This is a genomic window from Saccharopolyspora sp. NPDC002686 (genome assembly GCF_040295745.1).
In the GTDB taxonomy this organism is placed as follows: Bacteria; Actinomycetota; Actinomycetes; order Mycobacteriales; family Pseudonocardiaceae; genus Saccharopolyspora; species Saccharopolyspora oryzae.
The window spans coordinates 1-12,694 of sequence record NZ_JBEOVY010000064.1; the positions used below are offsets into that span (position 1 = coordinate 1).

Sequence of the window (12,694 nt, forward strand, 5' to 3'; positions counted from 1 at the left end):
GCCCCAGCGGTTTCCACGCCCCAGATCCGCACGTCGGGGCGGCGGGCCCGCAGGGCGGCGGCGATCCCGGAGATCAGACCACCACCGCCGATGCTGACCAGCACGTCGGTGACGTGCCCGGCGTCCTCGGCGAACTCCAATCCAACCGTGCCCTGCCCGGCGATGACGGTCGGATCGGCGAACGGGTGGACCAGCGTGAGCCCGCTGGCCTCCAGGTCCGTCATCAGCTCGAACGCCGTGGCCATGTCGTCGGTGAGCCGGACCTCGGCGCCGGCCGACTTGGCGATCGAGACCGCGCGGGCGGGTGCGGAACGCGGCATGACCACGGTCGCTTCGACCCCTAGCGCCCCGGCCATGACTGCCAGCGCGATGCCGTGGTTGCCGCCGCTGACCGCGACCACCCCGGCCGCGCGTTCGGCCTCGCCGAGCGACAGCAGCTTCGCGGCGGCCCCGCGCACCTTGAACGAACCGGTGCGCTGGAGCAGCTCCAGCTTCGCGGTGACCGGGACGCCCAGGAGGTCGCCCAGCCCGGGGCTGGGCACCGTCGGTGTGCGCAGGACGTGCCCGGAAATGCGCTCCGCCGCCGCCTCGATGTCGGTGATCCCGATCAACCCGCTCGCCTCCGCTTGTGGTCTGTCCGATGGGTCCTGCCGGCCGTCGCAGGCTTGCTCCGCCGTCCGGCCCCTGCTCGACCTCCGCGGCCTGCGGGTGCATTGTGTCTGGTCGAATGATGCGCACTCTCGGGGAGTGAGCCGCCCCGAGAGTTGCAGAGGCGAGATCTGCCGGGCACGGGCTACGTCTGACGCGGTAGGCGTTTCCCGTGGCGGTAGCGGCCTGGTGCGATGGTGAACTCGCGGCGGAACGCGTTGGCGAACGCGTACTCCGAGCCGTATCCGACCTGTGCGGCGACGACGCTCAGCGGCGCGTCGGAGTCGCGCAGCAGTCGCGCCGCGGTCGTCAGCCGCCACCAGGTCAGATAGGTCAACGGCGGGCGGCCGACGAGCGCGGTGAAACGCCGGGCGAACGCGGCGCGCGAGGCCCCTCCGCAGGTCGCCAGCTCCCGGACGGTCCACGGCCGCGCCGGATCGTGGTGGATCGCGTCCAGCGCTGCGCGGATCACCGGATCGGCCAGCGCCGCCGCCCAGCCGGTGGGCCCCGCGCACACCGGCTGGTCCTCCAGCCAGGCCCGCAGGACGTAGAGCAGCAGCGTCTCCAGCAGCGCGGACACGACGGCGTTGCTGCCGGGCCCGGGACTCTCCAGTTCCGCGCCGAGCAGGTCCACCACGGCCCGCAGTCGTGGGTGGCGCCCGAGCCGGGCGGGCAGATGCACCACGTCGGGCAACTCGTCCAGCAGCGGATGGCCGCGGTCCGCGTCGAGTCGGTAGGCCCCGCACAGCACCACAGTGGTCGGTGAACCGGTCCCGTCGGCGCCCTCCCGCACGGAATCAGCCAGCTCGTAACGGCCCCCGTGCGGGAGGAACAGCACGTCCCCCGCACCGAGCGCCACCGGGGCGCCCGCCGCCGGGATCAGCCGGTACGAGCCCGCCAGAACGACCTCGAACGCCGCCGTTCCCGGCGCCGGCGACAGTCGCTGCCGCCACGGGGAGACCCGCTCCACGCGCGCTGAACTCGGATCGCCGGTGCGCATCACGGTGATGACATCACTCAGCACATCCATGTCGCCAACCCCATCGTCGAGTCCGCTGACCGTCTCCGGGCTGAGACGTCCGCTTATCCGGTCAAGACCATGACGCATTGGCCGTCCCGGTGTTCGTTCCTACCGTGGTGAACACCTCCGACAACCGGCAAGGAGAAGGTAAGGACCCGTGATCATCCTCATGCTGCGCTTCGCCCTCAGGCCCGGAACGACCCAGGCCGAAACGGCCGCCGTCCTGGCGGCGATGCGCCGAACCGCGACCCTCGATTCGGTGTCGTTCTCGGCGGTCGGCCAGGACCTCGGCGATCCCGCCGACGGTTACACCCACGCCTACTGCGCCGGCGTGCGGGATCTGGCGGCGCTGCGGCGCTACCTGTACGACCCGGTGCACCTCGACGGCGACCTCGAGATCCTGCCGCACCTGGCCCGGCTGTCCGCGCTCCAGCTGTCGGACGACATGGACCCCGGGCTGAAGGAGAAGATCGTGGCGATGCACCGGGAGAAGGTCGCGGCCTACCCCGAGTGGGGCTGCCTCCTCGACACGATCCCTCGATGACCTCCCCTGGCCGTGCGGCTGCTGCACCCACCGGACACCGACCAGAGCCTTCACGGTCCGCGGTGGACGGGCCGCGGACCGGGCCCCTCGAAGGTTCCACCGGTGGACCGGCTAGAGGAGCACGACCTGGCGGACGGCGCTCCCCCCGTGCAGGCGGTCGAAGCCCTCGTTGATCTCGTCCAGCTCGATGCGGTGCGACAGCAGCCGGTCCACCGGAAGCGCACCGGACCGGTACATCTCGATGAACCGGGGCACGTCGCGGCGGGGAACGCACGAACCCAGGTAGCTGCCGCGCAGCGTGCGCTCCTCGGCGACCAGGCTCAGCGCGGGCAGCGTGAGCGGGGCCTGGCCGTCGGGCAGGCCGACGGTGACGGTCGTGCCGCCGCTGCGGGTCGCGTCGTAGGCCTGCCGCAGCACCGGCGCCACACCGGTGGTGTCGATGACCTTCTCCGCTCCCCCGCCGGTGAGCTCGCGGATCTGCTCGACCGCGCCTTCCCCACCTGCCACGGCGTGCGTGGCGCCCAGCTGGGTGGCCAGTTCCAGCTTGTCCGCCACGACGTCGACCGCGACCACAGTGGACGCCCCGGCCGCCTTCGCCATCAGCAGCGCGGCCAGGCCGACACCGCCGAGCCCGAACACCGCGACGCTCTCACCCGGCTGGACCTGGGCGGAGTACCGGGCCGCGCCCGCACCCGTCAGCACCGCGCAGCCGAACAGCGCGGCGATCTCGAACGGGATGTCGGGGTCGATCTTCACCGCCGACCGCGCCGACACCACGATGTGCTCGGCGAACGCGGACACCCCGAGGTGGTGGTAGGGCCGCGTCCCGTCGTCGGCGCGGAACCGCATGCCACCGCCGAGCAGGGTGCCGCTGCCGTTGGCCGCCGCCCCCGGCCCGCACAGGGCTGGGCGTCCGGCCACGCACCGCTCGCAGTCACCGCAGGACGGCACGAAGGCGAGGACCACGTGGTCGCCGGGAGCGAACCCGGTCCCCTGCCCTGCTTCGACCACCTCGCCGGCGGCCTCGTGCCCGAGGGCCATCGGCAGCGGGCGCGGGCGCGAGCCGTTGATCACGGACAGGTCCGAGTGGCACAGCCCGGCGGCGCGGACCCGCACCAGCAGTTCGCCGGGGCCGGGCGGATCGAGGTGCAAGGTGGTGACCTCGATGGGGCGCGACTCCGCGTACGGTTCAGGCCCGCCGGACTCCCGCAGGACGGCCGCGCGAACCCGCATCACGCCTCCACCGGCCGGCACCGGGTGACCTGCCGGTCGGCCAGCAGCGGCACCACCTGGCCGAGCACGATCCGCTGGAAGTGCTCGGATTCGCAGTGCCGGGCGAAGTCGTCCTCGCCGTCGTACTCCTCGACGAGCACCACCACGTCGTCCTCGACGCCGGCGTGCACGTCGTAGCGCCGACAACCCGGTTCGGCCCGCGACGCCGACACCATCGGGGCGAGCAGCTCCAGCACCCGGTCCCGCTCGCCCGGCTGGACGACATAGCGGGCCACCACGACGAAACTCATGAATCTCCCAATCTCAACGACTTTTCAGCTCGTCCCGGCGCAGGGACCAGAGCGTGTGGTCCGATGTCGCCGCCGCTACCGCGCCCATCGCCAGGGAGTGCGCAACACCGGCGGCGTCCATCACGAAACCCGCCGCCACGAACGGCGAGAGCACCCGGCGCGCCTCCTCCGGCATCCACGGGATGATCGGCGCCGGCATCACCTCGACCAGGTCCGGAACGCTGCGCCCGACGCCTTCCAGGCTCCGGTTCAGGTTGGACCGGTCGGTGACGAACACCTTCTGCATGGTCAGCATGTCCAGCGACCGGGCCCGGTCGATCAGGGCGGCCCGGGTGCTGACCACGCCCTGCGCGCCGATCCCGGTGAGGAAGTCGATGGCACCCCGGTCCTGAGCCAGGCCGGGGCACGAGTCGATGTTGACGAACACGATCTTGCCCAGGTGCACCAGGACGCGCACCGCGTTCGACAGCTCCCCCACCGGGATCGACGCCAGGACGCAGACCTGCGACGCCGCCGAGGCGAAGTCCTTGACCCGCGCGAGGCCCACCACGGACGCGCAGACCGGGACGTCCTGGAACGCCGCGGTCAGCTGCGGCTTCACCGGTCGGGTCTGCGGGGCGGCACGTTCGCTCATGACGGCAACTACTACTCCTCGGCTCAGCTCAGTCCAACGGCCCGGTCCCGAACGGGCTCGGCAGGCCGAGCTTGCCGGGGTTGAGCACCCCGCGCGGGTCCAGCGCGTTCTTGACCGCCTCGAACACCCCGAACCCGGTGCCCAGCGCGTCGGCCAGGTACGGCCCGCGCAGCAGGCCCGACCCGTGGTGGTGGCTCAGCGCCGCGCCGTGGCGGATCAGGACCGCGTTGGCCGCGTCCCACGCCGCCCGGTACCACTCGCGCCGGTTCTCCGGTTCGATGTCGCCGCGCAGCGAGAAGTACAGGCAGGCGCCGTCGGTGTAGGCGTGCGACTGGTGCGCGGACGCCGCCAGGGTGCCCGGGACGCTGTTGATCGCGGCGCACACGTCGTCGTAGATGGCAGGCAGCTTCGCCCACGGCCCGGCCATCTCCAGGGTGTCGGCGACGAAACCCGGGCCGGGCTTGAACCCGTCGGCGGACTTGCCGACCAGCATCCGCTCGTCCAGCCAGCGGTCGAAGATCGCCTGGCCGTCGAGCTCGGTGCCCAGCGCCGCGCACACCTCGGCGCTGACCGCCATGCTCGCCTCCACCACGAGCGGGTCGCCCTCGTCGGCGATCAGCAGCAGGTTGGTGTCCGGGTGGCCGAAGTGGGTGCCGCTCTCCAGCTGGTCGTAGAGCCGCAGGACGGCCGGGGTCCCACCGCGCTGCATGATCTGCCGGCAGGCTTCCAGTCCGTCGGCGAAGGTCTCGAAGCCGTAGGCGATGGCCTTGGCGTGCTCCGGCAGCGGGTGGGTGCGCAGCCGGACCGAGGTGATGATGCCCAGCGTGCCTTCCGAACCGACGAACAGCTGCCGCAGGTCCGGTCCGGTGGCCGCGCGCGGGTAGTCGCCGAAGGTCGTCAGGGTTCCGTCGGCGAGGACCACGTCGAGCCCGACGACCATGTCCTCGATCTTGCCGTAGCGGGTGGACAGCTGCCCGGCACCGCGGCAGGCGACCCAGCCGCCCACGGTGGAGATGGCGAACGCCGAGGGCCAGTGCCCGGTGGTGGCGCCGTGGGTCTCCTGCAGCTCCTGCTCGAAGAGGTCGCCGAACATCCCGGCTCGCACCTCGACGATCTGCGATTCGGCGTCGAAGGAGGTGATGCCGGTCAGCCCGCACACGTCGAGCACGACGCCGCCGAACACCGGCAGCGCGGCACCCGTGACGTTGCTGCGGCCGGCCGAGACGGTCAGCGGAACGGTGTTGTCGTGGCAGAGCTTGGCCACCGCTTGGATCTGCTCCACCGTGCTGGCTTCGACCACCACCGCGTCCGGGGTCGCCGGGCTGTCGGCGGTTTCGCCGATCATCGAGCCCGCCCACCAGTCGCGGGTGCGCAGCACGACCTCGTCGTGGTCGGTGTGCACGGCGTCGGCGACGCTGCGCAGTTCGGCGACGACGGCCGCCGGCACTTCCACCGCCTTGGTCTGCAGCGACGCCGGGCCCTGGCCGATCTCGGTGCGCGCCGCGTAGCGGGGCGGCGTCGGGGCACCGACGACGTAGTTGCCGCGGTTGAAGGGGTGCGTGATGGTCTGGCGGCTGATCATGCCTGGTCTCCCAACAGGATCGACTTCTCGCGGGCGATTTCGGTCTGGTAGCTGCGAACCTGCTCGGCGACTTGCGCTTCGGAAAGCCCCAGTTCGGCGCCGAGCAGCTCGCCGACGACCGGGGCGGCGGCTGCGGAGGCGTCGCGGGCGAACAGCCGCAGGCGGGTGCGGCGGGAGAGCACGTCGTCGACCGAGCGCGCCATCTCGCAGCGGGCCGCGTAGACGACCTCGGCCTTCAGGTGCGGCTGTCCGGCGATCAGCGGTTCGCCGAGCGAGGGGTCCTCGTCGATGAGCGCGCTGACGAACCTGGCTTCGGTGCCGTAGCGGCCGCCGAGGTGGGCCGCGGTGCCACCGGATGCGCCGACGGCTTCGGCGTCGTAGCCCGCCCCGCCCAGCAGCGGCAGTTTCGCGGTGCGGCTGCGGGTCTTGCGGCCGAGCAGTCCGGCGACCTCGTTCACCACGAGCTCGCCCATGTGACGGCTGGTGGTGAGCTTGCCGCCGGTGACCGTGACCATGCCGCTGGCGCCGACGTCGACGTGGTGGTCGCGCCGCATGTCCAGGGTCGTGCCCTCCTTGCCGCCGACCAGCGGCCGAAGCCCGCCGTAGCTGCCGAGCACGTCGTCGGGGCCGAGGTCGACGTCGAAGGCGACGTTGGCGCCGTCGAGCAGGAACTGCATCTCCTCGCGGGTGCAGTGCACGTCGTCGACGGACCCGTCGTAGTCGGTGTCGGTGGTGCCGAGCACGACCGCGTCGCCCCAGCGGGTGCAGGTGGCGCGGCGGGCGCGGCCGGGGATCGGCACGGTGACCGTGCAGTCGTTGCGGATCTTCGACCACGGCACGACGATGTGCACGCCCTTGGCGGGGCGGACCTGCGGCCGGTGCGCGTCGTCGGCCATCGCGTCGACGCCGTCGGTCCACACACCGGTCGCGTTCACCACGACGCGGGCCCGCACGTCGATCCGCTCGCCGTCGGCGTGGACTTCGGCGCCGCGCACCCGGCCACCGGTCTTGAGCAGCCGCTCGACCTTCGCGCCGTTGGCGACGACCGCGCCGAGGTGGGCGGCGGTGCGCACGACGGTGAGGGTCAGCCGGGCGTCGTCGGCACGGCTGTCGTAGTACATGAACCCGCCCTTGAGGTTCTCGGCGCGCAGCGTCGGGGCGTGCGAGAGCACCTCGTTGCGGGTCAGGCGCTGGTGCAGGCGGCCGATGCGCCAGCCGCCCACCAGGTCGTAGGTCCACAGGAGACCTTCGAAGGCCTTGGCGATGCGGGCGTCGAAAACGCCTTCCTTCTCCAGGATCGGGAACAGGAACGGCAACCGCTGCACCAGGTGCGGGGCGTTGCGGCGGAACCGGTGGCGCTCCAGCAGCGAGTGCCGGACCAGGTCGACGTTGCCCTGCTCGATGTAGCGCAGGCCGCCGTGCACCATCTTCGACGACTTCGACGACGTGCCGGAGGCGAAGTCGTCGCGCTCCACCAGCGCGACGGACAGACCGCGGGACACCGCGTCCAGCGCGGTGTAGGCGCCGGTGATGCCGCCGCCGATCACCAGGACGTCGAACTCGGTGCCGCCGAGGCGTCGCAGCGCCCGCTGTCGGTCCAGGGTCACCGGCGCGCCGGGAGTTGCCTTGGCCGCGGCCGAATTCGGCCGCCTGCCCGGGAGTTTCAGCATTTCTTTCCTTCTTCTGGCAGTGACTTCCGGAGCACGCGTCCCCATTGCGCGCGCAGCTCCTGCCGTTCGTCCTCGCTGATCGCGGGCTCGAAGGCGCGACCGGCGGGCAGTGCGTGGAGCGCTTCGTCGAGCGATCCCCACAGGCCGAGGCGGACCCCGGCGAGGTAGGCGACGCCGCGCAGGCTGGCCGTGGCCGAGTCCGCGGCCCGCTCGATGGCGATGCCGGACAGGTCGGCTTGGCTCTGCAGCAGCGCGTCGCTGGCCGCGAGACCACCGCCGACCCGCAAGCGGGTCAGTCCCGAAGGCACCGCTGCGCAGACCCCGTCGACGGTGTCGCACACCGAGTGCGCGATGCCTTCCAGGACGGCGCGGGCGATCCCGGCTCTGCTGGTGGCCAGGCTCAACCCGGTCAGGCAGGCCCGCGCGCCGGGCGCCGCGATGGGCGTGCGGAGGCCGGCGAGGGTGGGCACGAACCACATCTCCCGTTCGCGCGGGTACTTCCCGGCGAGCTCGCTGACCTGCTCGGCCGAGTCGAACAGCTGCAGGTCCTCGACCAGCCAGCGCAGCGCTGAGCCGGTCGTGGCGGTGTAGGCCTCCAGGCTGAAGCGGGTGCGGCCGCCGGAGCGCCAGCCGGGCAGCGCGAGCACCCCGTCCGCGAGCGAAGTCGCGTCGGCGGGCTCGTCGCCGGTCAGCGCACCGACGAAGGTCCCGGTGCCGTGCACGCACATGCCCTGCCCGGCTTCGAGCGCGCCCAGTGCGATCAGCGATGCGTGCTGGTCCCCCATCGCGGCGGCGATGGGCACCCGAATACCCAGCACGTCCGGGTCGGTCCAGCCGAAGTCGCCGTCGTCGTCGACCAGCGGCGGGGCCAGGTCGACCGGACATCCCACCGCATCCAGCCATCCGGCGTCCCAGGCGTGGTCGCGCAGCCGGTAGCCGCCGAGGGCCGCCGCGTTCGAGGTCGCGACCCCGTGCTTGGTGCCACCGTTGAGGTTCCAGCTCAGCCAGGTGTCGATCGGGCCGAACAGCAACCGCCCGTCCGCCGCCGCTGCGGCCACCTGCGGGTTCTGCTCGATCTGCCGCGCTGCCCACAGGAAGGGCGAGCGGCTGCCGACGGGACGGCCGGTGCGCGCCAGCAGGACCGGATCCCACCGCGCCGCAAGCTCTTCGAGCTCTGCTGCGTAGCGGCGGTCCTGCCACACCACGGCCGGGGCCAGCGGCCGACCGGTCTCGCGATCCCACAGCACCGCGGTCGCGCGCTGGGTGCACAGCGCGACGCCGATGATCTCGACCGCGTTGTCACCGGCCCAGCGCACCGCCTGCTGCGCCACTTCCAGGGTTCGCCGCCACAGTTCGCCGGCGTCCTGCTCGACGCGCAGCGGATCGGGGTGCAGCACCGCGATCGGCTGGTAGAAGGACTGGCCGCTGGCGCCGTCGGCGGTGACCACCGCTGCCCGGGTGCCGGTGGAGCCTTCGTCGATGGACAGCACGCCTCGTCGCGTTCCGCTCATGTTCCGGCCCCCTCAGCGACCCGCGAGCGCGGGAGCCTGGAAGTCGATGTCCTCCTCGTCCGGGTCGATGCCGGAGCGCGTCGGGTCCCACTTGATGATCAAGCAGGTGACCAGGCCCAGCAGCGGCACCGCGGACAGCAGCGCGATGGTCGGCCCGAGCCCCAGCGACTCCTTGATCTGCGGGAAGATGTAGAGGCCGATGACGCTGCCGAAGTTGCCCAGCATGCCGGTGATCCCGGTGCCCAAGGTGCGGATGTCGCTGCGGTAGGACAGCGCGGCGATCGACTTGCCGTTGGCGCCGGGGCCTGCGGAGTGGAAGAAGATGAACAGGAACGGCACCGCGAAGGCGAGCACCGCGGGCAGGCTGCCGAAGCCGAGACCCAACGTCAGCAGCAGCACGAACGCCATCGCGTAGCCCACCGCGGAGCTCAACCGCAGGCCCATGCGGCGGCCGACGTAGGCCGAGACCGCGCCGCCGATGATGCCTGCCGCGTTGAACACCATCGAACCGACGGTGGCCTTCTCGAACTGCTCGCCGAAGATCGCCAGGCTGATCACCGGCAGGTACCAGCCGATCGCGAAGTACTGCATGGACTGGGTCAGCGAGATCATCGTGGACAGCACGGTCCGCGGCAGGTACGGCTTGCGGAAAAGCACCCCGGTGTGCCGGAAACCGATCGAGGGCTGCTCGGCCTGCTCTTGGGCGCGCTCACCGGCTTCGACGTTGAAGCCGTAGATGCGGTGCAGGCATTTCGCCGCTTCGGCGAGCCTGCCCTGGGAGGCCAGCCACGCCGGGCTCTCCACCAGGAACAGCAGCTGCAGGACGAGCAGCGCACCGGCGAACACCGCGGCCGAGCCGACCGACCAGCGCCAGATGTCGGTGCCGACGCCGAGTTCGAAGAACACCAGCGTCAGCGCCAGGTTCCCGGTGGTGGCGACGTACCAGACGCACTGCCAGAGGTTCAGCCGTCCTTTGAGCTTGGTGGGCGTGTACTCGGCGAGCATCGCCATCGCCACCGCGAAGTCGATGCCGTAGGCGATGCCCACCAGCGCCCGCCCGGACCACACCGTCGCGAAGGTGTCCGCGTAGGCGGTCAGCAGGGCGCCCGCCACCGCGATGGCCTTGGCCAGCAGCAGCGGTTTGACCCGCCCGATGCGGGCCGCGAGCCAGCCGCCGATCGGGTTGAACAGGATCGCGATCGCCGGTGCGGTCGCGGTGAGGAGCCCGACCTGGGTCGCGCTCAGGCCGAGCTCCTTCACCATCGGTGAAAGGCCCGCGCTCAACGCGGCGTTGGAGTAGGCGTCGAGGAACAGTCCACCCAGGATCAGGTACCACAGCAGGTTCGCCTTGCCGGGCAACTTCTCCAGGCCGTTGATCAACGCCGCCACGTGCGGGACGCCGGAGATTCTCTGCGCCGGATTCGAAGGTGCGGCCACGGATCGCCACCTCTCGGAGGTGAAGGCCGCTGACAGCGATCCAACGCGATGAAGGCACGACGAAGTCCGCTGACAGTGGCTCTTCGTCTATGCCTGTCGTTGAGCCGAGACATTAACCTCGCCGAAACCCGCCCGTCAAGCGGCGAAGCGTTCGGCGAGGAATGCCGGTCACCTCGTCCTGAGCTCGACCACCCGTACTCCGTAGGCGGGCAGCGCCACCTCGGTGAGCTCCTCCCCGGTGTCGAGGTCGTGGACCGAACGTCCCGGCGCGGTGGGGACGGCCGAGACCTCGTGGTCGTGCTGGCTGACCAGCCAGGCGAAGACCCGCCCGTCCTGGTGCACCAGCGCGTCGGCGAACACCCGCGGGTCGTCGACCGCGATCATCCGGTCGATCCCGGCGATGCGGGCCAGCGCCGAGTAGAGCCGATGGGTGTCCTCCGGGTTGACGCGCGAGTTCCGGGCCGCGAAGTGCTCGACCGGGTAGGTGCACAGCACGGCCTCGCCGCTTCCGGTCGGGTGCCGCAGCAGGGCCGGACGCCCGTGCGCGTCGGTGGCCACGACCTTGGCACCGCGCGGCCGCACCGGCAGGTAGGCGCGGCTGTGCTCGTTGCCGCCGACCCGGAAGCGCAGCACCTCGCCCGCGGTGATGTCGCCGAAGTCCTCGGCGAAGGTCATCTCCACCACCTCGTCGGACACCTCGTCCACGACTCCGTAGGTGATCTGCTTCTCGACGCCGAAGGTCTCGTCGAAGTACGGGATCCACGGCTGCCGGTGGTGGCCCACCTCGCCCGCCGTGTAGGACAGGTACAGCAGCGCGCCGTCGGAGACGCGATCGCGCAGCCGCTGCCAGGTGGGGCCCTGGATCTGCTTCACGCAGGGCAGCAGGTAGAGCGAGCAGTCCGGGTCGATCCCGTCGCGTTCGCGGGTGAACCCGACCGGCAGGTCGGCCTCCCTCGCTGCCACGTGCGCCTGCTGCAGCGAGGTGAAGATCAGCGGTCGGTCGTCGTCCTGGCTGAACGGGTAACCGCGCTCCAGGTATTCGGTGACCACCAGCGCGGCCTGCGCGTCGGGCCGCTCGCACCCGGCGAAGTCCACTCTGGACAGGATGCGGGCGAATTCGGCGAGCTCGTGCAGCGGTGGTTTCGGGTTCCCGGCGCGGTCGGTGATGCCGAAGTGCATCTCGAACGGGTGGTGCGAGTACGGTCCCTGCTCGACGAGGTCGTCGTAGTCGGTGTTGTTCCAGGCGATCCACCCGGTGGCCCCGGCCAGCAGCGAGTTGTGCAGGGTCTGCCGGTAGTAGTGCCCGGCGCCGGCCGCCGAGACCTGGTCGCTGGAGAGCCCGAACTCCTCCAGCACGACCGGTTTCCCGGCCACCGCGGACAGTTCGCAGATGAACGCCGCGTTGAGGTGCTGGCGCACCGGGTCGCTGTCGATCCGGTACACGTGCGGGCCGACGAAGTCCACCAGCTCGCCGGTGTCGCGCACCGAGAAGCCGTTGTCGGTGCCGGTCACCTCGATCCCCCAAGCGCCGTCGCCCAGCGACACCGGCTGGTGCCCGCCACCGGCGCGCACCGCCTGCACCATGAGCTGAGCCCAGGCGTTGACCTGCTCGGTCGGCGCTTTCGGTTCGTGCCGCAGCCGGCCGTAGATCGGCATCTCGTTGCTGATCAGCCAACCGGCCACCGCCGGGTGCGCGGCGAAGCGCTCGGTCATCCGCTGCGCGAACCACGCCTGCCGGGACACCAGCCACACGTCGGCGTAGAGGTCCCGCCCGCCACGCCAGGCCGGATCCCAGTTGTCACCGGACATGTGGCCGACGATGAAGGTCGGGATGGAGGTCATCCCGACCTCCCGGTGCGCGTCGAGGAAGTCGGCGAAGTGCCCGGCCTTCTCCTCGTCGATGCTGTCCGGGGTGGGCATGAAGTCCGGCCAGTAGAAGAACGAGCGGGTCTGCCGCAGGCCGTGGTCGAACAGCACCCGCAGCTCCTCCCGCACCACCTCCGGCGAGTAGTCGCGCCACATCAGCGGACCGCCGGTGCGGGACCAGAAGTTCGCCCCGAGCCACACCTGAGGTACTCCGCCGGCGACCAACTTGGCCGAGTTCCGTCGCATCGAATCCCCTTT

Annotated in this window: 11 protein-coding genes; 1 reads left to right on the forward strand and 10 read right to left on the reverse strand. The window is 71.4% G+C overall.

Annotated elements, in window-relative coordinates:
- A partial coding sequence (locus ABTZ89_RS11240) for a pyridoxal-phosphate dependent enzyme (protein ID WP_351042995.1) occupies positions 1-611 on the reverse strand: 611 nt, incomplete at its 3' end.
- 182 nt (positions 612-793) lie between these two features.
- Complete coding sequence (locus ABTZ89_RS11245) at positions 794-1,678, reverse strand: AraC family transcriptional regulator (protein WP_351042998.1); 885 nt, start codon at positions 1,676-1,678, stop codon at positions 794-796.
- Between the two features lie 148 nt (positions 1,679-1,826).
- On the opposite strand from ABTZ89_RS11245, the gene ABTZ89_RS11250 reads away from it, so the two are divergent.
- Complete coding sequence (locus tag ABTZ89_RS11250; RefSeq protein WP_351043000.1) at positions 1,827-2,213, forward strand: Dabb family protein; 387 nt, start codon at positions 1,827-1,829, stop codon at positions 2,211-2,213.
- 111 nt (positions 2,214-2,324) lie between these two features.
- On the opposite strand, the gene ABTZ89_RS11255 is transcribed toward ABTZ89_RS11250, so the two are convergent.
- The 8 genes from ABTZ89_RS11255 to ABTZ89_RS11290 form a co-directional block, all read right to left on the reverse strand.
- Entirely contained in the window at positions 2,325-3,446 is a 1,122-nt protein-coding gene (locus tag ABTZ89_RS11255; protein WP_351043003.1) for a zinc-dependent alcohol dehydrogenase family protein, read from the reverse strand.
- Positions 3,446-3,736: a putative quinol monooxygenase gene (locus tag ABTZ89_RS11260; protein WP_351043006.1), complete on the reverse strand. Its 291-nt coding sequence runs from the start codon at positions 3,734-3,736 to the stop codon at positions 3,446-3,448. Before ABTZ89_RS11260 ends, ABTZ89_RS11255 begins: the two co-directional genes overlap by 1 nt.
- Positions 3,737-3,749: 13 nt before the next feature.
- Positions 3,750-4,370 (reverse strand): glycerol-3-phosphate responsive antiterminator, encoded by a 621-nt coding sequence (locus ABTZ89_RS11265; protein ID WP_351043009.1) that lies wholly within the window; start codon positions 4,368-4,370, stop codon positions 3,750-3,752.
- A gap of 28 nt (positions 4,371-4,398) precedes the next feature.
- Entirely contained in the window at positions 4,399-5,952 is a 1,554-nt protein-coding gene (locus ABTZ89_RS11270) for an FAD-binding oxidoreductase (protein ID WP_351043012.1), read from the reverse strand.
- Positions 5,949-7,622 (reverse strand): glycerol-3-phosphate dehydrogenase/oxidase, encoded by a 1,674-nt coding sequence (locus tag ABTZ89_RS11275; RefSeq protein ID WP_351043015.1) that lies wholly within the window; start codon positions 7,620-7,622, stop codon positions 5,949-5,951. Before ABTZ89_RS11275 ends, ABTZ89_RS11270 begins: the two co-directional genes overlap by 4 nt.
- A complete protein-coding gene (locus ABTZ89_RS11280) occupies positions 7,616-9,133 on the reverse strand; it encodes an FGGY family carbohydrate kinase (RefSeq protein WP_351043018.1) in 1,518 nt (505 codons plus the stop codon). Before ABTZ89_RS11280 ends, ABTZ89_RS11275 begins: the two co-directional genes overlap by 7 nt.
- 12 nt (positions 9,134-9,145) lie before the next feature.
- Positions 9,146-10,570, reverse strand: coding sequence for an MFS transporter (locus ABTZ89_RS11285; RefSeq protein WP_351043021.1), 1,425 nt, complete (start codon positions 10,568-10,570; stop codon positions 9,146-9,148).
- A 168-nt stretch (positions 10,571-10,738) separates the two neighbouring features.
- The gene (locus ABTZ89_RS11290; RefSeq protein ID WP_351043023.1) at positions 10,739-12,682 is read right to left on the reverse strand and encodes a cellulase family glycosylhydrolase; all 1,944 of its coding nucleotides are present in this window, start codon (positions 12,680-12,682) and stop codon (positions 10,739-10,741) included.
- Positions 12,683-12,694 lie beyond the last annotated feature (12 nt).